The sequence below is a fragment of the Kitasatospora sp. NBC_01250 genome, from assembly GCF_036226465.1.
Lineage (GTDB): Bacteria > Actinomycetota > Actinomycetes > Streptomycetales > Streptomycetaceae > Kitasatospora.
The window spans coordinates 4,117,487-4,142,352 of record NZ_CP108476.1 but is presented as its reverse complement, the minus strand read 5'-3'; the positions used below and the strand labels follow the sequence as shown (position 1 = coordinate 4,142,352).

The window sequence follows — 24,866 nt, the reverse complement described above, 5'->3', positions numbered from 1 at the left end:
CGCCGGATCAGGCCCTCAGGTCCAGGCCGATGTCCAGGACCGGCACCGAGTGGGTGATCGCGCCGACCGCCAGGTAGTCGACACCAGTCTCGGCGACCTCGCGCGCGGTGGCCAGGGTCAGACCGCCGGAGGCCTCCAGCTTGGCCCGGCCCGCCACCAGCTCCACCGCCTCGCGCATCTTCGGCACGGTGAAGTTGTCCAGCAGGATCAGCTCGGCACCGAGCTCCAGCACCGGCGGGATCTGCTCCAGGGTGTCCACCTCGACCTCCACCGGCAGCTCGGGGTAGGCGGCCTTGACGGCCGCGAAGGCCTCGGCCACGCCGCCCGCGGCGACCACGTGGTTGTCCTTGATCAGCGCGGCGTCGGAGAGCGCCATCCGGTGGTTGACGCCGCCGCCGCAGCGCACCGCGTACTTCTGCAGCGCCCGCAGGCCCGGGTGGGTCTTGCGGGTGTCGCGCACCGCGGCGCCGGTGCCCTCCAGGGCGTCGGCCCAGGCGCGGGTGGCGGTGGCGATGCCGGACAGGTGGCAGAGCAGGTTGAGCGCGCTGCGCTCGGCGGTGAGCAGGTCGCGGGTGCGGCTGCGCACCGAGAGCAGCACCTGGCCGGCCTCGACCCGGTCGCCGTCCTCGACGTGCCGCTCGACCTCGAACTCCTCCTCGCAGATCAGCGAGACCACGGCCTCGGCGATCCGCAGACCGGCCACCACGCCCGCCTCGCGGGCGGTGAAGTCGGCGGTGGCCACCGCGTCCTCGGGGACGGTGGCCACCGAGGTGACGTCCTCGCCGCCGGCCAGGTCCTCGGCCAGCGCCAGGGTGGCGATGTCCTCGACCTCGACCGGGTCCAGGCCCGCCTGCTCCAGCAGCTCGGCCAGCGCCGGGTCCAGGCCCGTCTCGTAGCCCTCGCCGTCGGCGCAGCCGCAGCCGGCGCCGCAGCCGTCCTGGTCGGCCAGCGGAAGTTCCTCGTGGCTGTGGGTCATTGGTTCTGGTGCTCCTCACGGACGCGGACACCGGCGGCGTCCAGGACGGTGGTCAGATGACGCTGCCAGTTGGCGTCGTCGCGGTCGGGGAAGTCCTCGCGCCAGTGGCAGCCGCGGGTCTCGGTGCGGCGGGCGGCCGCGGCCACCAGGGCGGTGCCGACCAGCAGCAGGTTGGCCGCCTCCCAGGTCTCCACCCGCGGGTCGGCCGGCTTCTGCTCGGCGGCCCGCTCGGCGGCGCCGGCGGCGAGCGCGGCCAGCCCCTCGGCGGCTTCGGCCATGCTCCCGGCCGAGCGCAGCACGCCCGCGCCACGCGACATCAGGTGCTGGATCCGGGCCCGCGCCTCGGGGGCGGGCAGCGGGACGGGGGTGGCGGCCCGGGCGGCCGCCACGTCGACCTCGCGCAGCGGCAGTTCGCCGGCCGCGCTGCGCTCGGCCAGGTCGTGGGCGATCCGCTCGGCGAAGACCAGGCCTTCGAGCAGCGAGTTGGACGCCAGCCGGTTGGCGCCGTGCACCCCGGTGCAGGCCACCTCGCCGCAGGCGTAGAGGCCGGGCACCGAGGTGCGGCCGTGCAGGTCGGTGCGCACCCCGCCGGAGGCGTGGTGCGCGGCCGGGGCCACCGGGATCGGCTCGGTGACCGGGTCGATGCCGTGCGCCCGGCAGGAGGCCAGGATGGTGGGGAACCGCTCGGCCCACATCCGCGCGCCGAAGTGCCGACCGTCCAGGTACATGTGCTCGGCGCCCTGGGCCGCCATCTGCCGGGTGATCGCCTTGGCCACGATGTCACGCGGGGCCAGCTCGTTGAGTTCGTGCTGGCCGACCATGAAACGGGTGCCGGCGGCGTCCACCAGGTGGGCGCCCTCGCCGCGGACGGCCTCGGAGACCAGCGGCAGCTGGCCCTCGGCCCCCGGGCCGACCCAGAAGACGGTGGGGTGGAACTGGACGAACTCCAGGTCGGCCACCTCGGCGCCGGCCCGCAGCGCGAGCGCCACCCCGTCGCCGGTGGAGACCGCCGGGTTGGTGGTGGCGGAGAAGACCTGGCCCATGCCGCCGGTGGCCAGCACCACGGCCCGGGCCCGGATCGCGCCCACCCCGTCGCGCTGGCCCTCGCCCATCACGTGCAGGGTCAGCCCGGCCGTGCGGCCCGCGGCGTCGGTGAGCAGGTCGAGCACCAGCGCGTGCTCGATCAGCTCGATCTCGGGGTCGGCGTGGACGGCGGCGACCAGGGCGCGCGATATCTCCGCGCCGGTGGCGTCGCCGCCCGCGTGGACGATCCGGTTGCGGTGGTGGCCGCCCTCGCGGGTGAGCAGGATCTCGCCCTCGGCGTCGGTGTCGAAGGCCGCACCGAGGGCGATCAGGCGGCGCACCGCCTCGGGGCCCTCGGTGACCAGCACCCGCACGGCCTGCTCGTCGCAGACCCCGGCGCCGGCCACCAGGGTGTCGGCCAGGTGCTGTTCGGGGGTGTCGCCCTCGCCCAGGGCGGCGGCGACACCGCCCTGGGCCCAGCGGGTCGAGCCCTCGTCGAGCACTGCCTTGGTGACCACCGTCACCCGCAGGCCCGCTGTGCGGATGTTCAGGGCGGCCGTCAGGCCGGCGACACCCGAGCCGACCACCACGACGTCGGTCGTGGCGGTCCAGCCGGGCGCGGGTGCGGTGAGGCGGTGGGTCGCAGGCATCTCAGGCTCCAGTCGGCCGGTGTTACGCGTGTACGGCGTCGCCGCGCAGGGTGTCCGTCCCGGGCAGGGCTTCGGCGGCGTCGGAACCGAAGCCGGTGATCCTGTTCTCCGCGTCCACGAAGACCACCTTGGGCTGGTAGGCCCTGGCCTCGGCGGTGTCCATCTGCCCGTAGGCGATCAGGATCACCAGGTCGCCGGGGTGGACCAGGCGGGCGGCGGCGCCGTTGATGCCTATCACGCCGGTGCCGCGCGGCCCGGCGATGGTGTAGGTCTCCAGCCGGGCGCCGTTGTTGATGTCGACGATGTGGACCAGCTCGCCGGGGAGCAGGTCGGCCGCGTCGAGCAGGTCCTGGTCCACCGTCACCGAGCCGACGTAGTGCAGGTCGGCCTGGGTGACGGTGGCCCGGTGGATCTTGGACTTGAGCATGGTGCGGAGCATGGGTCACGCCTCCTGAGGTGAGTGCATGCCGAAGGGAATTACTGGGTTACCTGACCTGCAGGCGGACGTTGTCGATCAGGCGGGTGGAACCCACCTTCGCCGCCACGGCCAGCACCGCCTCGCCCTGGAAGTCGTCCGGCGCCTCGACGAAGTCGTGCGGGTCGATCAGGGCGAGGTAGTCGAGTTCGATGCCGTCCGCCTCGGACAGCACCTGCCCGGCCGCCTCGCGCACGGCCGCCGGGCCCTTGGCGGCCACGTCACGGCCGGCGAACAGCGCGCGGGAGAGCGCCAGCGCGTGGGTGCGCTCGGCCTCGGAGAGGTAGCGGTTGCGCGAGGAGAGTGCCAGGCCGTCGGCCTCGCGGACGGTCGGCACGCCGATCACCTCGACGTCGAAGTCCAGGTCGGCCACCATCCGCTGGATGACCGCCAGCTGCTGGGCGTCCTTCTCGCCGAAGAACGCGTAGTCCGGGTCGGTGATGTGCAGCAGCTTGGCCACCACGGTCAGCACCCCGTCGAAGTGCCCCGGGCGGGTGGCGCCCTCGAAGCGCTCGCCCATCGGGCCCGCGCTCAGCCGCACCTGCGGGGTGCCGTTGGGGTAGACCTCCTCGGGCAGCGGGGCGAAGACCACGTCGGCGCCGTGCTCCTCGGCCAGTCGCACGTCGGCGGCCAGGCTGCGCGGGTAGCGGTCCAGGTCCTCGGTCGGGGCGAACTGCAGCGGGTTGACGAAGACCGTCACGGCCACCCGGCCCTCGGGGCCGACCTCCTTGCGGGCGGCCCGGATCAGCGCGGCGTGGCCCTCGTGCAGCGCGCCCATGGTCATCACGACCGCGTTGTCCACCGGGCGCTCGTCGGGCCAGAAGGCCGCCTCGAAGTCGCCGACGGTGTGGGTGAGCTGGGTCTTGCGGACCATGGGGGCCTTGGCGGCGGGCTTGGGGCGGGCCATTACTTCTCCTCGTTGAGTACGTCCAGCAGCGAGGCCGCCGCTTCGTCCGTCAGCGTCCCGTGCGCCAGCGCCCGCTGCGCGGTGGCCTTCGCCATCGCCCGGTAGGCCGCCGGGATGTCCGGGGACACGGTGGTCAGCTGCGCCAGGTGGCGGCGCACGGTGCCGGCGTCGCCACGGGCGACCGGGCCGGTCAGCGCCGCGTCGCCGGAGCGCAGGCTGTTGTCCAGCGCGGCGCCGAGCAGCGGGCCGAGCAGCCGGCCCGGTTCGGCGATGCCCGCGGTGCGCAGCAGGTCCATGGCCTGCGCGACCAGGGTGACCAGGTGGTTGGCGCCGTGCGCCAGGGCCGTGTGGTAGAGCGGGCGGACCGCCTCGGGAACCCACTCGGGCTCGCCGCCCATCTCCACCACCAGCGCCTCGGCCACCGGGCGCAGCTCCTCGGGAGCGGTCACCCCGAACGGGCAGCCGGCCAGCCGGGCCAGGTCGACGGAGCCGCCGGTGAAGGTCATCGCCGGGTGCAGCGCCAGCGGCAGTGCGCCGGCCCGGGTGGCGGGATCCAGCACGTTCACGCCGTACGCGCCGGAGGTGTGCACCACCAGCTGGCCGGGGCGGATCGCGCCGGTCGCGGCCAGGCCCGCGACCAGGTCGGCGAGCACGTCGTCCGGCACGGTGAGCAGCACCAGGTCGGCGGCGGCCAGCACCTGGGGCGGTGTCACCAGCCGCACCCCCGGCAGCAGCTCCCCGGCGCGGCGCAGGGAGGCGGCGGAGACGCCGGAGGCGGCCACCACCTGGTGGCCGGCCAGTTGCAGGGCGGCGCCGAGCGCCGGGCCCACCCGTCCGGTCCCCACCACGCCCACGGTCAGGCGGGCGGGGCGGGCCGCGGGGTCACTCGGGTCGGGGAGGTCGAAAAGATCGGAAGTGCTCACGGGCTTCTGCGTTCCAGTCCTCATACGGGTACCAGACGGTCCGTCCCATCCTACGGCCCCCCTACGCGCGGCCCGCCCGCAGCAGCCCCGCCTCGTAGGCGAGCACCACGGCCTGCACCCGGTCGCGCAGGCCCAGCTTGCCCAGGATCCGCCCGACGTGGGTCTTCACGGTGGCCTCGGAGAGCACCAGCTCGGCGGCGATCTCGCTGTTCGACAGCCCCTGGGCGACCAGCAGGAAGACCTCCCGCTCGCGCTCGGTCAGCGGGGTCAGCGCGGGCGGCCCCGAGGCGGGCTGCGGGACGGGCAGCACCTCGGCGAACCGGTCGATCATCCGCCGGGTGGTGGTCGGGGCGACCACCGCGTCGCCCGCGTGCACCGCGCGGATCGCGGTGACCAGCTCGGTCGGCGGCACGTCCTTGAGCAGGAACCCGCTGGCCCCGGCCTTGAGCGCGGCGAAGGCGTACTCGTCCAGGTCGAAGGTGGTCAGGATGAGCACCTTGGGCGCTCCCGCGCGGGGGGTGCCGTCGGGCTCCAGGCAGATCCGCCGGGTGGCCTGCACCCCGTCCATCCGCGGCATCCGGACGTCCATCAGGATCACGTCGACCTCGCTGGCGGCGGCCACCTCGACGGCCTGGGCGCCGTCGCCCGCCTCGGCGGCGATCTCGATGTCCGCCTGTGACTGCAGCACCATCCGGAAGCCGGTGCGCAGCAGTTCCTGGTCGTCGACGAGCATCACGCGGATCGTCACCTGGGGGTTCTCCTTATCGGGCGGTCTTGAGGGGGAGCACGGCGCGGATCCGGAACCCGCCGCCGGGCCGTGGGCCGGCATCCAGGCTGCCGCTGACCATGCCGATCCGCTCACGCATGCCGATCAGGCCGTGGCCCTGGCCGTCCGTGCCGCCCCGGGAGAGCTGCTCGTCGGTGCTGCCGCGGCCGTCGTCCTCGATCAGCACGTTCAGGTCGCGGTCGCCGAAGTCCACCGCCACCCGGGCGCTGACGTTCGGTCCGCCATGCTTGCGCACATTGGTGAGGGCTTCCTGAACGATCCGGTAGACGGTCAGCTCGACGCCGCGCGGCAGCTCGCGGACCTCGCCCGAGGTGGAGTACTCCACCGGCAGACCGGCGGTGCGCACCTGCTCCAGCAGCTCGGGCAGCTCCTCCACACCGGGCTGCGGCACGTACTCCTCGGCCGCGTCGGCGGTGCGCAGCACGCCCAGCAGCCGGCGCATCTCGACCAGCGCCTGCCGCCCGGTGGAGGCGATGGTGCCCAGCGCCTCCTTGGCCTGCTGCGGCGAGTTGTCCATCACGTAGGCCGCGCCGTCGGCCTGGACGATCATCACCGAGACGTTGTGCGCGACCACGTCGTGCAGCTCGCGGGCGATCCGGGCGCGCTCGGCGGCCACCGCCACCTTGGCCTGGGCGTCGCGCTCGCGCTCCAGCCGGGACGCCCGGTCCTCCAGCTCCACCAGGTAGGCGCCGCGGACCCGGGTGAGGCGGCCCCAGGCCCAGCAGAGGATGAACGGGGTGGAGAGCAGCACGGCGACGAACGCCTGCTGCAGGAAGCCGTGGGCGGGTGAGCCGTTGTCCGAGCTCTTGTGCAGCATCCCGACCGTCAGCGGTCCGGCGAGCAGGCCGCTGACCAGCGCGAAGCGCGAGATCCAGGGGACGGCGAAGGCGGCGCCGGTGTAGACGAAGACCAGGTAGCCCAGCGAGGAGGCGTCCGGGTCGACGTTCGCCAGCACCTGCATCAGGCCGAGCAGCATCGCCGCGACGGTGGTCGGCCCCGGCCAGCGGCGGCGCACCACCATCAGGCCGAACATCAGCACGGTGATCAGGTAGTAGGCCCCGCTGCGCCAGCCGGTGGCGTTCATGTTGGAGACCAGGGCCAGGAAGAGCACGATGGACGCCCAGACGCCATCGACCACCATGGGGTGTCCGCGAAGCCAGGCGTAGAGTCGATGCACGTGACAAGCCTAGGCAGTCGCCAGGGGCCGTCCCGTCCGCCACAAGAGCGATACCGTCCTCGTCCGCAGGTCGGAGCCCGGTACGGTCGCGGGCATGACCTGGATGCGCTGGCGACCCGCCATGGAACGGGCCCTGTACGGGCCTCAGGGCGGTTTCTACCACCGTCCTGAGGGACCGGCCGGGCACTTCAGGACCTCCGTGCACGCCTCACCCCGGTACGCGGCGGCCGTCGGGCGGCTGCTCCTGGAGGTGGACGAGGCGCTCGGCCACCCCGAGGAGATCGCCCTGATCGACGTCGGGGCCGGGCGCGGTGAACTGGTGGGGGCGCTCTGCGGGCTGCTGCCGGGGCGGCTGCGGGCCTACGGCGTCGAGCTGGCCGCCCGCCCGGACGGGCTGCCGGCGCAGGTGCGGTGGACCGAGCGGGTGCCCGAGGGGGCGGTGGGGCTGCTGTTCGCCAACGAGTGGCTGGACAACGTGCCGCTCGACATCGCCGAACGGGACGAGGACGGTGTGCCGCGCTACGTCGAGGTCATCGTGACGGGGGAGGAGCGGCTGGGCCCGCCGTTGACCGGGGCCGACGCCGCGTGGGCCGGGCGCTGGTGGCCCGCGGGGGAGCCGGGGGAGCGCATCGAGCTGGGCGGGACCAGGGACGCGGCCTGGGCGGCGGCCGTGGGGGCGCTGGAGCGGGGGCTCGCGGTGGCCGTGGACTACGCGCACCGGAAGCAAGACCGGCCGGTCTTCGGGACCCTGACCGGCTTCCGGAACGGCCGTGAGGTGCCCCCGGTGCCGGACGGCAGCTGCGACCTGACCGCGCACGTGGCGCTCGACTCGGTGGCCGTCCCCGGTGTCCACAGCCTGTGGACAACCCAGCGCACCGCGCTGCGCGCGCTCGGCGTCGACGGCACCCGGCCGCCGCTCGCGCTCGCCTCCAGCGACCCGGCCGGGTACGTGCGGGCGCTGGCCGCCGCGGGGGAGGCGGCCGAGCTGACGGCCACCGCCGGGCTGGGCGGCTTCGGCTGGCTGGTCCAGGCCGTCCGGATGCCGGTACCGCGGAGCCTGGCGGGGCTGGCGGGATGGCAGACTCTGGGGGCATGAGCAGCTTGAGGGAGACCACCGTCGGCATCGGGTCGGGCGCGGAGAGCACCGCCACCGACATGGTGCTGAACATCGGCCCGCAGCACCCGGCCACCCACGGTGTGCTCCGGCTCAAGCTGGTGCTGGACGGTGAGCGCATCGTCTCGGCCGAGCCGGTCATCGGCTACATGCACCGCGGCGCCGAGAAGCTCTTCGAGGCCCGGGACTACCGGCAGATCATCATGCTGGCCAACCGGCACGACTGGCTCTCCGCCTTCGCCAACGAGCTGGGCGTGGTGCTCGCGGTCGAGCGGATGCTGGGCATGGAGGTGCCCGAGCGCGCGGTGTGGACCCGCACCCTGCTCGCCGAGCTCAACCGGGTGCTCAACCACCTGATGTTCATCGGCTCCTATCCGCTGGAGCTGGGCGGCATCACCCCCGTCTTCTACGCCTTCACCAGCCGCGAGGAGCTCCAGCACGTGCTGGAGGAGGCCAGCGGCGGGCGGATGCACTTCATGTTCAACCGGGTCGGCGGCCTCAAGGAGGACCTGCCGGCCGGCTGGCTCGGCCGGGTCCGCACCGCGATCGCCGCCGTCCGCGCCCAGCTGCCGGTCTACCAGGACCTGGTGCTGGGCAACGAGATCTTCCGGGCCCGTACGGCGGGCGTCGGCGTGCTCGCCCCCGAGCACGTGCACGCCTACGGCATCACCGGCCCGATCGCGCGGGCCAGCGGCGTCGACTTCGACCTGCGCCGCGACGAGCCCTACCTGGCCTACGGCGAGCTCCAGGACGTGCTCAGCGTGGCGGTGCGCGAGGAGGGCGACTGCCTGGCCCGCTTCGAGTGCCTGCTGGAGCAGACCGTCAACTCGCTCGACCTCGCGGACGCCTGCCTGGACCGGCTGGCCGGCCTGCCGGCCGGGCCGGTCAACCTGCGGCTGCCCAAGGTGCTCAAGGCACCCGAGGGCGAGACCTACGCGTGGACGGAGAACCCGCTCGGGGTCAACGGCTACTACCTGGTCTCGCGCGGTGACAAGACGCCCTGGCGGCTCAAGCTGCGCTCGGCGTCGTTCAACAACATCCAGGCGCTGATCGAGCTGCTGCCCGGCACGCTGGTGGCGGACATGGTGGCGATCCTCGGGTCGATGTTCTTCGTGGTCGGGGACATCGACAAGTAGCCGGGCGGCTGCCGGTGGTTACGCGTCCTTCTTGCGCTTCGGGTCGGCGGGGTGCGGCGCGAGCCTGCGGTCGGCCCTGCTCTTGATCCGCTGGTCGCACAGCTCGGTCAGCACCGCGTAGGCCGCCGGGCCCATCAGCTCGGTCAGCTCGGCGCGGTAGCTGACGTAGACCGGGTCGGGGCCCTGGTGCGCCTCCGGGCTGCTGGTGCACCACCAGTGCAGGTCGTGGCCGCCCGGGCCCCAGCCGCGCCGGTCGTACTCGCCGATGCTCACCTGCAGGTAGCGGGTGTCGTCCGGGCGGTCGATCCAGTCGTAGGTGCGGCGGATCGGCAGCTGCCAGCAGACGTCCGGCTTGGTCTCCAGCGGCTCCTTGCCCTCCTGCAGCGCCAGCGTGTGCAGCGCGCAGCCCTGGCCGCCGGCGAAGCCGGGGCGGTTGAGGAAGATGCAGGCGCCGTCCACCCGGCGGGTCTGCCGGTCGCCGTCCTCGTCCAGCATGGTGATGCCGCCGTCGAGCTTGAGCCGGCCCTTCTTGTCGGTGCCCTGGTCGAAGTACTGCCAGGCCTCGGGGGTCAGCCGCTTGGCGTGCTCGATGACGCGCTGCTCGTCGTCCTCGTCGGAGTAGTGCGCGCCCAGCGTGCAGCAGCCGTCCGACTCGCCGCGGCCCGGGCGGATGCCGTGGCAGCCCTGGCCGAAGATGCAGCCCCAGCGGGAGGTCAGCCAGGTCAGGTCGCAGCGGAAGACCTGCTCGTCGTCGGCGGGGTCGGCGAACTCGACCCAGGCGCGCGGGAAGTCCAGCGCGACCTCGGGCTGGGGCTTCTTGAGGGTGGGGGCGGGGATGTCGATGGCGGCCACCCGGCAAGGGTAGCCGCCATCGGCGACGCTGCCGTCTGAAGCGCCCCGCCGGCGCCGGTCGGTCCGGGTCCGGCGCCGATCGGCGCTGGTCGGCCCCGGTCCGGCGCCGGTCGGTCGGGTCAGTCCCGGTCAGTCCCGCAGGAAGGCCTCCAGCGCGGTGGCGAAGGCCACCGGCGTCTCGTACATCGGGTAGTGGCCGGTGGCCGGCAGCACCTCGAGCTCGGCCGCGGGGTAGAGCGGCTGCCAGCCGGTGCGGAAGAGCTCGGGGGTGAGCGCCAGGTCCAGCTCGCCGACGAAGACCCTGACCGGCAGCGGCTGGCCGGCCACCTTCGCGGCGAAGTCCTGGGTGGTCCACTCGGTCAGGTAGGCCTCGAAGGCGTCCACCCGGCTGGTCGCCGAGGAGCGGGCCACCATCCGGTCCAGCCAGACGGCGTTCGCCCGCTGCCCGGTGACCTGGTCCAGGATCATCCGGCGGGCGGTGAAGTTGCGCGGGGCGGCGTGGAAGAGCGCGTGCTCCTCCTCGCCGAGCGGGAAGGCGCCGGCCGGCACCGGCGCGACGGCGGCCAGCTTGCGCACCCGGTGCGGCGCCTGGGCCAGCACCAGCTGGGCGGCCTTGGCCCCCATCGAGTGGCCGACCAGCGAGAAGGTCTCCCAGCCCAGCTCGTCGGCGAGGGCGAGGGTGTCGGCGGCGATCTCGGCCAGGGTGAACTCGCCGGGGACCTCGACCCGGTCGCCGTAGCCGCGGTAGTCGAGGAAGGCGTAGCCGAAGGCGCTCTTGTCCAGGTAGTCCAGGAAAGGACCCCAGCCGGCGGTGGTGCCGAACCAGTCGTGCAGGACGATGACCCTGTGCTCGCCCGCGCCCAGGCGGCGGTGACTGATCGTCATGGTGGGTTGCTCCCGGGGTGTGAGTGGTCGTCAGCCACCAGGCTGGCCCGCGAGCCGCCCGATCGGCAATCGAACAGGCGGGATTTCCGCAGGTGCCGTGGCGTAGCGTGGGGATCTATGCGACTCGGTGTGCTCGACGTAGGTTCCAACACGGTCCACTTCCTCGTGGTGGACGCCCACCGCGGCGCCGCACCGCTGCCCGCGTACTCGCACAAGGCGGAGCTGCGGCTGGCCGAACTGCTCGACGAGCACGGGGCGATCCGCGACGACGGGGTGGCCCGGCTGATCGACATGGTCGCCTCCTCGCTGCGGGTGGCCGAGGACAAGGGCGTGGTCGACCTGCTGCCGTTCGCCACCTCGGCGGTGCGCGAGGCGGCCAACGGCGAGAGCGTGCTGCGCCGGGTGCGCGAGGAGACCGGGGTCGAGCTGACCGTGCTCGCCGGGCAGGACGAGGCGCGGCTGACCTTCCTGGCCGTGCGCCGCTGGTTCGGCTGGTCCTCCGGGCGGCTGCTCGACCTGGACATCGGCGGCGGCTCGCTGGAGATCGCCTGCGGCATCGGCGAGCAGCCGGACGCCGCCTTCTCGCTGCCGCTGGGCGCGGGCCGGCTGACCGCCAACCGGCTGCCGGGCGACGTGGCCGACCCCGAGGCGGTGCGCGAGCTGCGCCGCCACATCAGGGCCGAGATCGCCGGGGTGGTCGGTGAGGTGGCCAGACTCGGGCCGCCGGACCACGCGGTGGCCACCTCCAAGACCTTCAAGCAACTGGCCCGGATGACCGGCGCCGCGCCCGCCGAGGCCGGCCTGCGGGTGCCGCGCCGGCTCACCCGCAGCGGCCTGGCCGCCTGGCTGCCGCGGCTGGCCGCGATGACGGCGGCCGAGCGGGCCAAGATCCCCGGTGTCTCCGAGGGGCGCTCCCGCCAGCTGCTGGCCGGTGCGCTGGTGGCGGACGCGGCGATGGACCTGTTCGGACTGGAGGCGCTGGACATCTGCCCCTGGGCGCTGCGCGAGGGGATCATCCTGCGCCGGCTGGACAGCATGGAGCAGCAGGGCACCACCCCGTCCGCCCCGTCGGCGCTCCTCGGCGCTTAACCTGAATCCCGTGGAGGAGGAGCAGGCCAAGGAAGCGGGCGGCGGGCGCGGCGAGGCACGGCCGCGGCGGCGCGCCGGGCAGGCGGAGCCCGCGGCACGGCCCAGGCTGCCCAGGGCGCCGCGCCGCAAGGCGGCCGCCCCGCGGCGCGACCCGCTGCTGCGCACCACCGACCGGCTGGTGCTGCCGGCGCACCCGGCGCTGCACGTCCCGGACACCAAGGTCGCGCTCTCCACCGCCTCGGTCTACCCCGACAACACCGCGATCGCCTTCGAGCTGGCCGCCAAGCTGGGCTACGACGGCGTGGAGGTGATGGTCTGGAACGACCCGGTCAGCCAGGACCTGGACGCGCTGCGCGCACTGAGCGAGAAGCACCGGATGCCGATCCTGGCGGTGCACGCACCCTGCCTGCTGATCACCCAGCGGGTCTGGACCACCGACCCGTGGACCAAGCTGAAGCGCGCCAGGGCCGCGGCCGAGACGCTGGGCGCCGACACCGTGGTGGTCCACCCGCCGTTCCGCTGGCAGCGCGCCTACGCGCGCGAGTTCGTCCAGGGCATCGAGCGGATGGCGGGCGAGACGGCAGTGCGGTTCGCGGTGGAGAACATGTACCCGTGGCGCTACAAGGACCGCGAGGTGCTCGCCTACGCCCCCGGCTGGGAGGTCACCGAGGAGGCGTACCGGCACTTCACCGTCGACCTCTCGCACGTGGCCACCTCGCGGATCGACGCCTTCGCCCTGGTCGACCGGATGGGCGACCGGCTGGCCCACGTGCACCTGGCGGACGGCTCCGGCTCCGGCAAGGACGAGCACCTGATCCCGGGGCGCGGCAAGCAGCCCTGCGCCGAGCTGCTGGAGCGCCTGGCGCGCACCGGTTTCGAGGGCCACGTGGTGCTGGAGGTCAACACCCGGCGCTCCGGCTCACCCGCCGAGCGGGAGGCCGATCTGGCGGAGGCGCTGGCCTTCACCCGGCTGCACCTGGCCACCGGCTCGCGCGTACCCTGACGGTACGAACGATCCATCGGAGGGGTGTCATGACGGACGATCAGCTCAGGGAGCACGCCGAGAGCTTCGGTGCGGTGGCTGCCGAGTACGACCGCGCCCGGCCCTCCTATCCCGGTGAACTCTTCGATGCGATCGAGGAGTTGGCGCACCGCCCGATCAAGGGCTCGCTGGTGCTGGACGTCGGCGCCGGCACCGGCATCGCCACCAGGCTGCTGCACGCCCGCGGCGCCCGGGTCACCGCCGTCGAGCCGAGCCCGGGGATGGCGGCCCAGCTGCACCGGGTCAGCCCGGAGATCCCGCTGGTCAAGGGCGACGGCAACGACCTGCCGTGCCACGACGCCACCGCCGACCTGATCACCTACGCGCAGGCCTTCCACTGGACCGACCCCGACCGCTCGCTGCCCGAGGCGCTGCGGGTGCTGCGCCCGGGCGGTGCGCTGGCGCTGTGGTGGAACATCAAGGACCGCTCGGTGCCGTACCTGGCCGCGCAGGAGGCCCGGCTGCAGGCGGCGCTGCCCTCGTACCACTTCTACGGGGTGATGAACGCGGTCGGCGAGCACCTGGACCGCTACCCGTTCGAGGTGGCCCGGCGCACCCTGCAGTGGGAGCGCCAGCTCGACGTCGAGGACGTGCTGACCGACCTGCGCTCGAAGTCCTACTTCGCGGTGCTGGAGCCCGGGGTGCGCGAGCCGGTGCTGGCCGCCGAACGGGAGGCGCTGCTGGCCGACTTCCCGGACGGGCAGGTCGTCGAGCCGTACCAGCTGGAGCTCTGGGTCGGCACCAAGAAGGCCTGACTGCCGCGTCGGCCGGTGTTCCGCCGCCTCCGGCGGGTGACCGGCATGCGGACGGCGGGTCCGGCGGCTGGGACGGGGGCGTAGGCTCGGCTGTTACCTACCCCTGGGAATGGAGAGATCCCGTGCCCGAGCTGAAGTCCCGTACGGTCACCCACGGTCGCAACATGGCAGGCGCCCGCGCCCTCCTCCGGGCCGCCGGTGTAGCCCGGGAGGACTTCGGCAAGCCGATCATCGCGGTCGCCAACTCCTTCACCGAGTTCGTGCCGGGCCACACCCACCTGCAGCCGGTGGGCCGGATCGTCTCCGAGGCGATCCAGGCGGCCGGCGGCATCGCGCGCGAGTTCAACACCATCGCGGTGGACGACGGCATCGCGATGGGCCACCACGGCATGCTCTACTCGCTGCCCTCGCGCGACCTGATCGCCGACAGCGTGGAGTACATGGTCAGCGCGCACTGCGCGGACGCGCTGATCTGCATCTCCAACTGCGACAAGATCACCCCCGGCATGCTGATGGCCGCGCTGCGCCTCAACATCCCCACCGTCTTCGTCTCCGGCGGCCCGATGGAGGCCGGCCAGGCGGTGCTGGTGGACGGCACGGTGCGCAAGCTCGACCTGGTGAACGCGATCTCCGACGCGGTCAACGAGAACGTCTCGGACGCGGACATCGCGATCATCGAGGAGAACGCCTGCCCGACCTGCGGCTCGTGTTCGGGCATGTTCACCGCCAACTCGATGAACTGCCTGGCCGAGGCGATCGGTCTCGCGCTGCCCGGCAACGGCTCCACGCTGGCCACCCACACCGCCCGCCGGGCGCTGTACGAGGACGCCGGGCGCACCGTCGTCGAGATCACCAAGCGGCACTACGAGGGCGACGACTACTCGGTGCTGCCGCGCAGCATCGCCTCCCGCGCGGCGTTCGAGAACGCGATGGCGCTGGACATCGCGATGGGCGGCTCGACCAACACCATCCTGCACCTGCTGGCCGCCGCCCAGGAGGCCGAGCTGGACTTCGACATGCGGGCGATCGACGAGATCTCGCGCCGGGTGCCGTGCCTGTCCAAGGTGGCGCCCAACGGCTCGTACTACATGGAGGACGTGCACCGGGCCGGCGGCATCCCCGCGATCCTGGGCGAGCTGTACCGCGGCGGGCTGCTGAACGAGGACGTGCACACCGTGCACAGCGACTCGCTCGCCGAGTGGCTCAAGACCTGGGACATCCGCGGCGGCTCGCCCTCGCCGACCGCCGTCGAGCTGTTCCACGCGGCGCCCGGCTGCGTCCGCTCGGCCACCGCCTTCTCGCAGTCCGAGCGCTGGGAGACGCTGGACACCGACGCGGCGGGCGGCTGCATCCGCAGCGTCGAGCACGCCTACTCGGTCGAGGGCGGGCTCGCGGTGCTGCACGGCAACCTGGCCGAGGACGGCTGCATCGTGAAGACGGCCGGCGTGGACGAGTCGATCTGGACCTTCAGCGGCCCGGCCGTGGTGCTGGAGTCCCAGGAGGACGCGGTGGACGCGATCCTGACCAAGCGGATCAAGCCCGGCGACGTGCTGGTGATCCGTTACGAGGGTCCCAAGGGCGGCCCCGGCATGCAGGAGATGCTCTACCCGACCTCCTTCCTCAAGGGCCGCGGCCTGGGCAAGGCCTGCGCGCTGATCACCGACGGCCGGTTCTCCGGCGGCACCTCGGGCCTGTCGATCGGCCACGTCTCCCCGGAGGCGGCCTCCGGCGGCACCATCGCGCTGGTCGAGGATGGCGACATCATCGCGATCGACATCCCCGGGCGGACGATCGAGCTGCAGGTCTCCTTCGAGGAGCTGCACGAGCGCCGGCTGCGCCTGGAGGAGTCGGGCGGCTACCAGCCGGTGCACCGCGACCGTCCGGTGAGCGCGGCACTGAAGGCCTACGCGGCGATGGCCACCTCGGCGGACAAGGGCGCGGTGCGCGACGTCAGCCGACTGGGGTGAGCCGACCGGCTCCGGGGCTGCTCGGTGATACTGGAGGTGTGACCGACGAGCGCCCCACCCCCGCAGCAGCCCCCGAGCCGATCCGCTTCTTCGGCACCAGCTGGGCGGCCCGCGGCGCCGACTACTGGGTGCGGCGGGTGGCCGTCTCGCTCGGCGCGCTGGTGACCGTGGCCGTCGGCGCGCTGGTGCTGCGCTTCGCGGTGAGCGGGGTGCAGCTCTCCAAGTCGGGCGGCTTCGTCAACGGGCTGCTGATCGCCGCCATCGCCGTCTGCACCTGCCTGGCGGCGCTGCGCACCTGGAAGATCCTCGCCGAGGGCCGCGACTCGCTCGAGGGCTGGATGGCCGAGGACAAGTCGCTCGGCGCGGTCTGGCTGATCGGCTGCGTGGGCGCGGCGGCGGCGTACTTCTTCCGCAGCCTGGCCGAGGCCCCGGGCGAGGCGGTCAAGCGGGCGGCCTGGGAACGCGAGACCGCCCGGCTCGTGAAGCAGCAGGCTTCGCGGGACGGGCGGCCGGGCAAGCGGAAGAAGCGGTAGCTACTGGCGGCTGGCGGTGCCGCACTCGCGGTTCGGTGGCCGCCGGGCCTGCGGCTCCTCCTGCGGGGGCCCGTTGCGCCACTTGGCGGCCAGGGTCCGGCTCCTCGCCGGGGCCTGCTGGTCAGGGTCTTCGGCTATCGGCACCGGGTCAGTACGCCGAGGACGCACAACAGTTCGCACACCGGGCGGCCAACGTGCGGGCGCCCGGTGTGCGTTCCGCGTCTTCTGAGGTGATTGCTCCCTGTTCGGGGCGGGGAGGCCGCCGGTCAGCCTGAGCGGCGGGCGGCCTTGACCGAGCCGACCACGCCGGCCACCACCAGCAGGATGCCGGCGGGCAGCAGGGAGGTGAAGAAGGCGCCGAACAGGCCCCAGCTGCCGAGCATGCTCAGGACCAGCGTGTTGAGCACCAGCAGGGCTCCGCTGGCGGGCAGTGCGGCCTGCCAGGGGTGGGCGTCGGCCCAGCGGCGCAGCCGGCGGTCGCCGGTGTCCTTGCGCAGCTGGCCGCCGACCGTGCCGACCAGGAAGAAGAAGAACAGCGCCAGCCCGACCGGGCCGGCCAGGATGCCGGTGGACCAGTGCCCGGTCACCACGTCCACGGCCAGGGCTGCACCGCCCACCACCGCGCCGACCGCCGCGGCAGCGCGCCACGGTCCGACGGTGGCGGAGGCGACGGCCAGCTGACGGTTCTCGCGTCGCGACAGATTTCCGTGTTCCATGCCTCTACGGTGCTCCTCGGGCGGCGCGCGGGCCAGCCTCCGCGGCCCTGAGTTTTCCCCTACGGGCGGGCCCGATCGGGCGGGTCCTCCAGTAGGGGACCGGAGCCCGGGCCTCCTCCTGAGGGACCGCTACCGGGCCCCGGGCCACGGGGGGCCCTGGGAGCCGGCCCGGCCTGCGGGCTGGTGCGCCTCGTCGAGGATCGGCCAGCCCTGGGCGAGGGCGTGCTCGGCCAGCTCGGGGTCCAGGCCGATCACCCGGGGGTTGCCGACCACCCGCAGCGTGCGCAGGCCGCCGCAGTGGTCGACGTAGCCGAAGCAGCGGGCGGGGTCGAGTCCGAGCAGGATGATCGCCTCCACCACGGTGACCGGGGGTTCACCGGAGCGTGGCAGTGGCCCGGGTCTGGAGTGGTGCGGCTCGGGGTGCAGGATCAGGTCGGCCTCGACACCCAGGGTCGCGGTGTCGGGAAGCGGCCAGGGCCGGGACATCACCAGCACGACCAGGTCGCCGGCCTGGCGGTGGCGGATCGCCGCCGCGCGCAGGGCCTTGAGGCAGCCGACGGAGCGATTGCCGTCCGCCAGGTCGAAGAATGCCGCGCGCATCGGCTCAACCATGATCCTGCCTATCCCCCCTTGGAGACAAGGCCGTCGCCATTGTCACCGGTATAAGTATGGACGCCAGGTCAACGCTTCCGAAGTCGCGTGCAATCGAGGAGTCCGCCACAGAAGATATCCCTTCTTTAACACCTCTCACGGGCCGATCAAGGTTGTTTTTAATACCGGCTACGGTTGGTCACGGGAATACCGGCTTTGTCCGCCTCGGGCGTGACGGTGCGTCAGGTCGTTAATTCCGACTGCCCGGATCGCACCAATGGCCTGCTTCTTCCGAGTTGACCCGGGATTGTGGCGACTCGACGGCTTCGCGACCAGGGCGTTTCAGGAGTGATCGGCCGATTTCTCGTGCCATGCCCACGTCAAGGTGCACTGGAGGGCGCCTGGCGACCTGACGATAAAGGGAGGATTAGACCACGGATTTGACTCCTCCGTTGACACGCTGTGACTCATGTTGTTGAGTATTACTGGACAAGGTCGCCAACGTGGGGATGCGAGATGGGTGGCGGAGACATGGGGACCGTGGGGATCATCCTGGCCGGGGGGCGAGGCGAACGGGCCAAGCCGATCACCCTGGAGTCCGCGGACTACATCCGCAGCAAGGCGCTGATCCCCTTCGTCGGCCGCAGGCTCATCGAGTGGGTCGTCGAGGCCTGCCGGGAGCAGGGCATCCGCCGCTTCTACGTGGTCGCCCAGGGGCTGGAGAACCGCAGTCAGATCATGCTGCTGCTGGGCCACGGCGAGCGCTACGGCGTCGAGGTGCGGTACTCACGGCCGAGTTTCGACCGGTACAACGTCGGTTCCGGTGCCGCCACCCTGCACAACCTGGAGGAGTGGGACCTGACCGAGCAGGCCCTGGTGCTGCCGGTCGACTCGATCTTCGACTTCTCGCTCGCCGAACTGGAGGCCGGCCACCAGGCCGGCAAGGCCGTGGTCACGGTGGCCGCGGTGGCCCGTGCGCCGGGCGAGGTGGCCGGCAAGTACGGCGCGATGCAGACCGACCGGGCCGGACTGGTGGCCGGCTTCGTGGAGAAGCCCGACCCGGCCCGGATCAGGGAGCTCTTCCCCGAGGTGCGCGAGGACCCGGGCGCGCTGCTGCCGACCAACGCCGGGATGTACCTGATCGACTGCGCCCGGCTGCGGCAGGCCGCCCGGGAGCCCGAGCTGATGCGCCAGGCGCAGCAGCGGCTGGACTGGGGCGGCGACCTGCTGCCGTACCTGGTCGAGCGGGGCCTGCCGGTGGCCGCGCACCCGATCGCCCGGCTCGGTGACCTCGGCAACGTCGAGGACTACCTGGTCACCCTCAAGGACGTGCTGGCCGGCGACTACCCGCTGATGAACGAGCTGATGGCGGCGCCGCGCAGTGCCAGTCCGCGGTACTGGATCCACGAGAGCTCGCTGGCCACCCGGGACGACATCACCGGGACCACGCTGGCCGACAAGATCGAGGACGGCAGCGTGGTGATCGGGCCGGGGGTGCGGATCGGGCGGCACGTGGCGGTGGGCGCGGACGTCCACCTGGAGTACGCCGACGTCGGCGACGGCGTCGAGCTGCGCGAGGGGGCGCGGCTGGCCCGCAGCTCCTGCGGCGACGCCTCGGTGATCGGACCGTACGCCGAGGTCAGCGACACCTACGTGGGACCGATGGTGGAGATCCAGTCGGACCGGGAGAACCCGGTCCGACTGGAGAGTTTCTCGGCCATCGGGGACGGCGCCCAGCTGTGGCCCGGCTGCCGGCTGCGCGGGGTGAGCGTCTACCCGCGCCTGAGAGTGCCGGCGCTGGCGAATCTGCCCGCCGGCACCAGCCTGACCAGCTCGGACGACATCCTGCGCTGGGTCTGACCCGGCGCAGGAGCAGCACGGCGGAACTCGCATGACGGATCACTCAGTGGGATCGGATCGGCTCGCCGGGACCGCACGACAGGGACCGGCACGGCAGGAATCGGCTCGGCAGGGACCGGCACGGCGAAGCGAAGGAGAAGGGCATGGACAGTCCGGTGGTGGTGGTCGGCGGCGCGGGGCGCGTGGGACGGCTCATCGTGCGGCGGCTCCTGGAGCGGCGCGAGGGCGTACGGGTGGTGGGCCGCAGCGCCCCGCCCGCCAGACTCGCGCCCGCCGCCGACGCCGCGTTCGTCCGGGGCGACGTGCGGGTGCCCGAGACGCTGGCCCGCCCGCTGGCGGGCTGCTCGGCGCTGATCTACAGCGTCGAGCCGGGCACCGACGACCGTGGCCCGGACCGACCGGAGACCACGCTCTTCCAGGGCGTGCGCAATGCGCTGGCGGCGGCCGCGGCCGGCGGCAACCAGCCGCACGTGGTGCTGATCAGCCAGTTGCACGCGACCCACCAGGGCCACCCGCTGAACGCCTACGGCCGGCTGCTGGTGTGGCGGCACGCCGGCGAGGAGGCGCTGCGCGAGTCGGGCCTGCCGTACACCGTGGTGCGCCCGGGCTGGCTGATCGACGATCACGGCGCGGGCCGGCGGGTGCGGCTGGAGCAGGGCGACCGGGGGGTGGGCCAGGTGGACCGGGAGGACCTGGCCGAGGCCTGCGTGCAGGCGCTGTACACCCCGGCCGCGCGCGGCGTGACCTTCGAGATCTTCAACGAGCCAGGGGTCCCGATCCCGTCCTGGCAGCAGGCCTTCGGGTCGCTCGCCTGGGACCGGACGCCGGTGGCCTGACGAGACGAGACGCGGCGGCCCCGATCCCGGCGCTCCGGCGACGGCGGGCCGGGCACCGGGACCCGCCGCACTCCGCCCGCACCCGTGCGCGCGACTGCGACGGCGGAGAACACGACCGGAATGTGTCCTCCGTTTGGGGGACGGGCGGTCGGAATCCACAGTTCCGGGTGCACCATGGGTAGGGAGTTGACAGAAAAAATGACCATGAGTCAGACAGTGACGACCGAAGTCCCGGTCGAAACGCTCATGCGGGCCGAGGTGACTGCGGGTCGACCGCAGCCGCTGGGCGCCACCGTGGACGCGAACGGGGTGAACTTCGCGATCTTCTCGGAACGGGCGACCCAGGTCGACCTGCTGCTGTTCGACAGCTACGACGCCCCGGTGCCCGCCCGGGTCATCACGCTGGATCATGAGCGGCACCACAGTTACCACTTCTGGCACTGCCATGTCAGTAATCTCGGTCCCGGTCAGGTGTACGCGTACCGGATGGACGGCCCGCACCACACGAAGGAGTCCGGAACCCGGTTCAACCCGCGCAAGGTGCTGCTCGATCCGTACTCCCGGGCGAATATCAATACCCTGTGGGATCGAAAGCTGGCGGTGGGCCCCGAGGACAACTGCGCCGCCTCGATGCGCAGCATGGTGGTCGACCTGGACGGCTACGACTGGGAGGGCGACGAGCCGCTGCGCACGCCGCTGGCCGACTCGGTGATCTACGAGATGCACGTGGGCGGCCTGACCTCCTCGCCGACCGCCGGCGTCTCCCATCCGGGCACCTTCAGCGGCGTGGTGGAGAAGATCCCCTACCTCAAGGAGCTCGGGGTCACCGCGGTCGAGCTGCTGCCGGTCTTCGACTTCGACGAGATGCAGGTGCTGCGCAGCGGCCCGGACGGCGCCCCGCTGACCAACTACTGGGGCTACGACCCGTTCGGCTTCTTCGCGCCGCACAGCGACTACTGCTCGGACCCGTGCGGCTGCAAGCACATCGAAGAGTTCCGCGACATGGTCAAGGCGCTGCACAAGGCGGGCATCGAGGTCATCCTGGACGTGGTCTTCAACCACACCTCGGAGGGCAACGAGCACGGCCCGACGATCAGCTTCCGCGGTCAGGCCAACGAGGTCTACTACCACCTGTGGTCGCAGGACCGCCGGCACTACATGGACTTCACCGGCTGCGGCAACGCGATCAACGCCAACCACCCGGCGGTCGCCAAGTTCATCATCGAGTGCCTGGAGTACTGGGTCACCGAGCACCACGTGGACGGCTTCCGGTTCGACCTCGCCTCCGAACTCTCCCGCGGGGCCGAGGGGTTCGAGATGGAGACGCCGCCCGTCCTGTGGGGGATCGAACTGTCCGGGATCCTCTCCGAGACGAAGATCATCGCCGAGCCGTGGGACGGCGGCGGCCTCTACCAGGTCGGCCGGTTCCCGGGGAAGCGCTGGGCGCAGTGGAACGGGCCGTTCCGCGACGACGTGCGCCGCTTCGTGCGCGGTGACGCCGGCCTGGTCGGCACCCTGGCGACCCGGCTCGGCGGCTCCCGCGACCTGTTCGGCCGCCAGGGCGAACTGCCCACCAACAGCATCAACTTCATCACCTGCCACGACGGGTTCACGCTCAACGACCTGGTCAGCTACAACGGCAAGCACAACCTGGCCAACGGCGAGGCGGGCGCGGACGGGTCCTACGAGAACTACAGCTGGAACTGCGGCGTCGAGGGCCCCACCGACGCCGAGGAGGTCGAGCGCCTGCGGGTGCGCCAGATCAAGAACTTCGCCGCGATCCTGCTGCTCTCCCGCGGCGTGCCGATGATCCTGGCCGGCGACGAGTTCCGCAACAGCCAGGGCGGCAACAACAACGCCTACTGCCAGGACAACCAGATCTCCTGGCTGGACTGGGAGCAGGCGCAGAAGGAGAACGAGGTCCGGGACTTCTTCCGCGGCATGATCGCGCTGCGCAAGCGCTTCGCGGCGCTGCGCCAGCCGCGGTTCTTCGAGGACCGGCGCAACGAGCGCGGCCTGCCCGAGGTCACCTGGCACGGCTGCCAGTTGGAGCAGCCGGGCTGGGAGGACGGGCAGGCCCGGGCGCTGGCGCTCACGCTGGCCGGGTTCGACGGCGACCCGGACCTGCACATCGTGCTGAACATGTTCCACCTGGGCCTGGACTGCGAACTGCCCCATGTTCCCGGCCACCGCTGGGCGCTGGCCGTCGACAGCTCGCGCGGGCCGGGCGAGGACGTCCGCTCGCCGGACGCCCCGCTGCCGCTTGACGGCCACACCTTCCACGCCCATGGCCGCAGCGTGGTCGTCCTGACCTCGCTGCCCGACGACGGAGGTTCCACCCGATGAGCGCTCCTGACACCAGGCGCACGTACTCCGACAGCATCGCCGGATACGTCACCAGCTACGAGCCGACCCGGGAGCGGTTCGGCCTGCGCACCTCGGACGGTCGCGAGGTGACCATCCACCTGGACGAGGCGCTGAACTCGCAGATCGTGCGCAACCTCGGCGAGCCGCCCAAGGACACCACCGGCGCCACCCGGGACATGCTCGCCGAGGGCCGCTACGTCTTCGTCTACGGCATCTTCTACCAGTGGGAGGGCGGGCAGCGGATCGAGGCCCGGCAGATCACCTTCCCCGAGGAGCGCCGCGGCTCGTACGTCTTCGAGCACCCGTCCTGGTGGGTGAACCAGGCGGCCGAGATCGCCGACTTCTACCTGCGCGGGCACTTCCCCGACGGGGTGTACGACTGGCGCAACTTCCGCACCAAGCTGACCCTTTCGGGCACCCACGTGGTGGAGAGCGCGGACAGCGACGTGCGCCAGGAGACGGACACCATCTCCCGGCTGGTCTACGGCCTGGCCACCGCCTTCATGCTGACCGGCGAGGAGCGGTTCCTCGCCGCCGCCGAGTCGGGCACCGAGTACCTGCGCGAGCACATGCGGGTGGTGGACAAGCGGGAGAACGTCGTCTACTGGTACCACGGCATCGACATCACGCACGGCGGCCAGCGCAAGGTGTTCGCCTCCGAGTTCGGCGACGACTACGACGCGATCCCGATGTACGAGCAGATCTACGCGCTGGCCGGGCCGACCCAGACCTACCGGATCACCGGCGACCCGCGGATCCTGTCCGACATCGACCACACGGTCCGGCTCTTCGACAAGTACTTCCGCGACGAGGAGCGGGGCGGCTTCTTCTCCCACCTGGACCCGATCACCATGGACCCCAGGGCCGACGCGCTGGGCCGCAACCGCTCGCGCAAGAACTGGAACTCGGTGGGCGACCACGCCCCGGCGTACCTGATCAACGCCTACCTGGCCACCGGGCGCACCGACTTCGCCAAGCTGCTGGAGGAGACCGCCGACACCATCACGGAGCACTTCCCGGACGAGCCCAACAGCCCGTTCGTGCAGGAGCGCTTCCACGCGGACTGGAGCCCGGACCGCACCTGGGGCTGGCAGCAGGACCGCGCGGTGGTCGGCCACAACCTGAAGATCGCCTGGAACCTGACCCGGATCCGGGCCCTGGCCGACAAGCCCGAGTACGCCCAACTCGCCGAGCGGATCGCCGAGATCATGCCGGCGGTCGGCAGCGACCAGCAGCGCGGCGGCTGGTACGACGTGGTGGAGCGCCAGCAGGACCCGGCCACCGGCGGGCACCGGCTGGTCTGGCACGACCGCAAGGCCTGGTGGCAGCAGGAGCAGTCGATCCTGGCCTACCTGATCCTGGCCGGCGTCTCCGGCGACCCCGAGCACAAGCGGCTGGCCCGCGAGGCGGCGGCGTTCTACAACGCCTTCTTCCTCGACTACGACGACGGCGGCGTGTACTTCAACGTGCTCGCCAACGGGATCCCCTACCTGCTGGGCACCGAGCGGCTCAAGGGCAGCCACTCGATGGCCGGCTACCACGCGCTGGAGCTGTGCTACCTGGCCGCCGCCTACACCGGCCTGCTGCTCACCTCCTCGCCGCTGACCCTGCACTTCCGTCCGCTGCCCGACTCGTTCCCCGACCGGGTGCTGCGGGTGGCGCCGGACCTGCTGCCGGCCGGCTCGATCCAGATCGACAAGGTCTGGATCGACGACCAGCCGCACCGCGACTTCGACGCCAAGGCACTGACCGTCAACCTGCCGGCCAGTGACACCCCGCTGCGGGTGCGCGTCGAGCTGGAGCCGGTGGAGATGCGGCTGCGCATCTCCAGCGACTTCGACGGCAAGACCGCCCACATCCAGCTGGCCGGCATCATCGACCGCGACGAGCTGGACAAGTTCCGCCGCGGGCTGACCGAGGCGCTGTCGGTCAACCCGCGCCGGGTCGAGTTCCACCTCAGCGAGGTCACCGAGATGGCCCGTCCGGCGATCAACGAACTCCTCTTCCAGCGCACGAAGATCGGCATGGACGTCGACTTCGTGATCGTGGGCTGCGCGCTGCCGGAGGTGTCCCAGGCGCTGGTCGCCACGGACGCCTTCCTGCTGGACAAGCGCGGCAGTTGCGCCGACGACACGGACAAGTGACCGACCCCTGTCCTTCTCCAACGCCCCCCGTAGCGGAGAGGGACAGGGCCATGGGCGGCCC

The 24,866-nt window shown here is 72.3% G+C and carries 22 protein-coding genes; 11 read left to right on the top strand and 11 right to left on the bottom strand.

Translation table 11 applies throughout. The features are described from left to right. Positions 1–7 precede the first annotated feature (7 nt). The 7 genes from nadC to OG500_RS17030 form a co-directional block, all read right to left on the bottom strand. Positions 8–976 (bottom strand): carboxylating nicotinate-nucleotide diphosphorylase, encoded by a 969-nt coding sequence (gene nadC / locus OG500_RS17060; protein ID WP_327067534.1) that lies wholly within the window; start codon positions 974–976, stop codon positions 8–10. Next, a complete protein-coding gene (locus tag OG500_RS17055; RefSeq protein ID WP_329581127.1) occupies positions 973–2,649 on the bottom strand; it encodes an L-aspartate oxidase in 1,677 nt (558 codons plus the stop codon). The genes nadC and OG500_RS17055 overlap by 4 nt, the downstream gene beginning before the upstream one ends. Positions 2,650–2,671: 22 nt before the next feature. Continuing rightward, complete coding sequence (gene panD, locus OG500_RS17050; RefSeq protein WP_327067532.1) at positions 2,672–3,088, bottom strand: aspartate 1-decarboxylase; 417 nt, start codon at positions 3,086–3,088, stop codon at positions 2,672–2,674. A gap of 46 nt (positions 3,089–3,134) precedes the next feature. Then, complete coding sequence (panC, locus tag OG500_RS17045; RefSeq protein WP_329581124.1) at positions 3,135–4,031, bottom strand: pantoate--beta-alanine ligase; 897 nt, start codon at positions 4,029–4,031, stop codon at positions 3,135–3,137. Next, on the bottom strand, positions 4,031–4,954 hold the full coding sequence (locus OG500_RS17040; RefSeq protein ID WP_442789175.1) for a Rossmann-like and DUF2520 domain-containing protein: 924 nt from the start codon (positions 4,952–4,954) through the stop codon (positions 4,031–4,033). The genes panC and OG500_RS17040 overlap by 1 nt, the downstream gene beginning before the upstream one ends. Before the next feature lie 61 nt (positions 4,955–5,015). Then, the gene (locus OG500_RS17035) at positions 5,016–5,702 is read right to left on the bottom strand and encodes a response regulator transcription factor (RefSeq protein WP_327067529.1); all 687 of its coding nucleotides are present in this window, start codon (positions 5,700–5,702) and stop codon (positions 5,016–5,018) included. Between the two features lie 13 nt (positions 5,703–5,715). Next, positions 5,716–6,918, bottom strand: coding sequence for a sensor histidine kinase (locus OG500_RS17030; protein ID WP_327067528.1), 1,203 nt, complete (start codon positions 6,916–6,918; stop codon positions 5,716–5,718). Positions 6,919–7,012: 94 nt separating this feature from the next. On the opposite strand from OG500_RS17030, the gene OG500_RS17025 reads away from it, so the two are divergent. Next, the gene (locus tag OG500_RS17025) at positions 7,013–8,014 is read left to right on the top strand and encodes an SAM-dependent methyltransferase (protein WP_329581118.1); all 1,002 of its coding nucleotides are present in this window, start codon (positions 7,013–7,015) and stop codon (positions 8,012–8,014) included. A gap of 5 nt (positions 8,015–8,019) precedes the next feature. Continuing rightward, positions 8,020–9,168, top strand: coding sequence for an NADH-quinone oxidoreductase subunit D (locus tag OG500_RS17020; RefSeq protein WP_327071588.1), 1,149 nt, complete (start codon positions 8,020–8,022; stop codon positions 9,166–9,168). An 18-nt stretch (positions 9,169–9,186) separates the two neighbouring features. Here OG500_RS17020 and OG500_RS17015 read toward each other — a convergent pair whose 3' ends face one another. Together OG500_RS17015 and OG500_RS17010 are read right to left on the bottom strand one after the other, a co-directional pair. Further along, positions 9,187–10,020 carry a hypothetical protein gene (locus OG500_RS17015; protein WP_329581115.1) on the bottom strand — a complete coding sequence of 278 codons (834 nt, stop codon included), beginning with the start codon at positions 10,018–10,020 and terminating at the stop codon, positions 9,187–9,189. Positions 10,021–10,149: 129 nt separating this feature from the next. Then, on the bottom strand, positions 10,150–10,905 hold the full coding sequence (locus OG500_RS17010; RefSeq protein WP_329581112.1) for an alpha/beta fold hydrolase: 756 nt from the start codon (positions 10,903–10,905) through the stop codon (positions 10,150–10,152). A 117-nt stretch (positions 10,906–11,022) separates the two neighbouring features. Between OG500_RS17010 and OG500_RS17005 the strand changes: the two genes are divergently transcribed. The 5 genes from OG500_RS17005 to OG500_RS16985 all read left to right on the top strand — a co-directional run bounded on the left by OG500_RS17005 (position 11,023) and on the right by OG500_RS16985 (position 16,291). Continuing rightward, positions 11,023–11,994: a Ppx/GppA phosphatase family protein gene (locus OG500_RS17005; protein WP_327067524.1), complete on the top strand. Its 972-nt coding sequence runs from the start codon at positions 11,023–11,025 to the stop codon at positions 11,992–11,994. A gap of 199 nt (positions 11,995–12,193) precedes the next feature. After that, positions 12,194–12,997: a sugar phosphate isomerase/epimerase family protein gene (locus tag OG500_RS17000; RefSeq protein ID WP_442789342.1), complete on the top strand. Its 804-nt coding sequence runs from the start codon at positions 12,194–12,196 to the stop codon at positions 12,995–12,997. 29 nt (positions 12,998–13,026) lie between these two features. Then, positions 13,027–13,791 (top strand): class I SAM-dependent methyltransferase, encoded by a 765-nt coding sequence (locus OG500_RS16995; protein WP_327067523.1) that lies wholly within the window; start codon positions 13,027–13,029, stop codon positions 13,789–13,791. A 122-nt stretch (positions 13,792–13,913) separates the two neighbouring features. Further along, positions 13,914–15,758 carry a dihydroxy-acid dehydratase gene (gene ilvD, locus OG500_RS16990; RefSeq protein WP_327067522.1) on the top strand — a complete coding sequence of 615 codons (1,845 nt, stop codon included), beginning with the start codon at positions 13,914–13,916 and terminating at the stop codon, positions 15,756–15,758. A 38-nt stretch (positions 15,759–15,796) separates the two neighbouring features. Continuing rightward, the gene (locus OG500_RS16985; RefSeq protein WP_327067521.1) at positions 15,797–16,291 is read left to right on the top strand and encodes a hypothetical protein; all 495 of its coding nucleotides are present in this window, start codon (positions 15,797–15,799) and stop codon (positions 16,289–16,291) included. Positions 16,292–16,557: 266 nt separating this feature from the next. On the opposite strand, the gene OG500_RS16980 is transcribed toward OG500_RS16985, so the two are convergent. Both OG500_RS16980 and OG500_RS16975 read right to left on the bottom strand, forming a co-directional pair. After that, the gene (locus tag OG500_RS16980; RefSeq protein ID WP_327067520.1) at positions 16,558–17,007 is read right to left on the bottom strand and encodes a hypothetical protein; all 450 of its coding nucleotides are present in this window, start codon (positions 17,005–17,007) and stop codon (positions 16,558–16,560) included. A gap of 129 nt (positions 17,008–17,136) precedes the next feature. Next, a complete protein-coding gene (locus tag OG500_RS16975; protein ID WP_327067519.1) occupies positions 17,137–17,607 on the bottom strand; it encodes a hypothetical protein in 471 nt (156 codons plus the stop codon). Positions 17,608–18,114: 507 nt separating this feature from the next. On the opposite strand from OG500_RS16975, the gene OG500_RS16970 reads away from it, so the two are divergent. The 4 genes from OG500_RS16970 to OG500_RS16955 all read left to right on the top strand — a co-directional run bounded on the left by OG500_RS16970 (position 18,115) and on the right by OG500_RS16955 (position 24,805). Next, complete coding sequence (locus OG500_RS16970) at positions 18,115–19,458, top strand: NDP-sugar synthase (protein ID WP_329581106.1); 1,344 nt, start codon at positions 18,115–18,117, stop codon at positions 19,456–19,458. A 143-nt stretch (positions 19,459–19,601) separates the two neighbouring features. Next, positions 19,602–20,294, top strand: coding sequence for an NAD(P)H-binding protein (locus tag OG500_RS16965; RefSeq protein WP_329581103.1), 693 nt, complete (start codon positions 19,602–19,604; stop codon positions 20,292–20,294). A gap of 204 nt (positions 20,295–20,498) precedes the next feature. After that, entirely contained in the window at positions 20,499–22,640 is a 2,142-nt protein-coding gene (gene glgX / locus OG500_RS16960) for a glycogen debranching protein GlgX (protein ID WP_329581100.1), read from the top strand. Beyond that, a complete protein-coding gene (locus OG500_RS16955; protein ID WP_329581097.1) occupies positions 22,637–24,805 on the top strand; it encodes an AGE family epimerase/isomerase in 2,169 nt (722 codons plus the stop codon). The genes glgX and OG500_RS16955 overlap by 4 nt, the downstream gene beginning before the upstream one ends. Positions 24,806–24,866: the final 61 nt, after the last annotated feature.

Coding starts and splice junctions, on each gene's coding strand:
- nadC (WP_327067534.1), bottom strand. CDS start 976: ATGACCCACAGCCACGAGGAACTTCCGCTGGCCGACCAGGACGGCTGC.
- OG500_RS17055 (WP_329581127.1), bottom strand. CDS start 2,649: ATGCCTGCGACCCACCGCCTCACCGCACCCGCGCCCGGCTGGACCGCC.
- panD (WP_327067532.1), bottom strand. CDS start 3,088: ATGCTCCGCACCATGCTCAAGTCCAAGATCCACCGGGCCACCGTCACC.
- panC (WP_329581124.1), bottom strand. CDS start 4,031: ATGGCCCGCCCCAAGCCCGCCGCCAAGGCCCCCATGGTCCGCAAGACC.
- OG500_RS17025 (WP_329581118.1), top strand. CDS start 7,013: ATGACCTGGATGCGCTGGCGACCCGCCATGGAACGGGCCCTGTACGGG.
- OG500_RS17010 (WP_329581112.1), bottom strand. CDS start 10,905: ATGACGATCAGTCACCGCCGCCTGGGCGCGGGCGAGCACAGGGTCATC.
- OG500_RS17005 (WP_327067524.1), top strand. CDS start 11,023: ATGCGACTCGGTGTGCTCGACGTAGGTTCCAACACGGTCCACTTCCTC.
- OG500_RS16995 (WP_327067523.1), top strand. CDS start 13,027: ATGACGGACGATCAGCTCAGGGAGCACGCCGAGAGCTTCGGTGCGGTG.
- OG500_RS16980 (WP_327067520.1), bottom strand. CDS start 17,007: ATGGAACACGGAAATCTGTCGCGACGCGAGAACCGTCAGCTGGCCGTC.
- OG500_RS16975 (WP_327067519.1), bottom strand. CDS start 17,607: ATGCGCGCGGCATTCTTCGACCTGGCGGACGGCAATCGCTCCGTCGGC.
- OG500_RS16970 (WP_329581106.1), top strand. CDS start 18,115: ATGGGTGGCGGAGACATGGGGACCGTGGGGATCATCCTGGCCGGGGGG.
- OG500_RS16965 (WP_329581103.1), top strand. CDS start 19,602: ATGGACAGTCCGGTGGTGGTGGTCGGCGGCGCGGGGCGCGTGGGACGG.
- glgX (WP_329581100.1), top strand. CDS start 20,499: ATGAGTCAGACAGTGACGACCGAAGTCCCGGTCGAAACGCTCATGCGG.
- OG500_RS16955 (WP_329581097.1), top strand. CDS start 22,637: ATGAGCGCTCCTGACACCAGGCGCACGTACTCCGACAGCATCGCCGGA.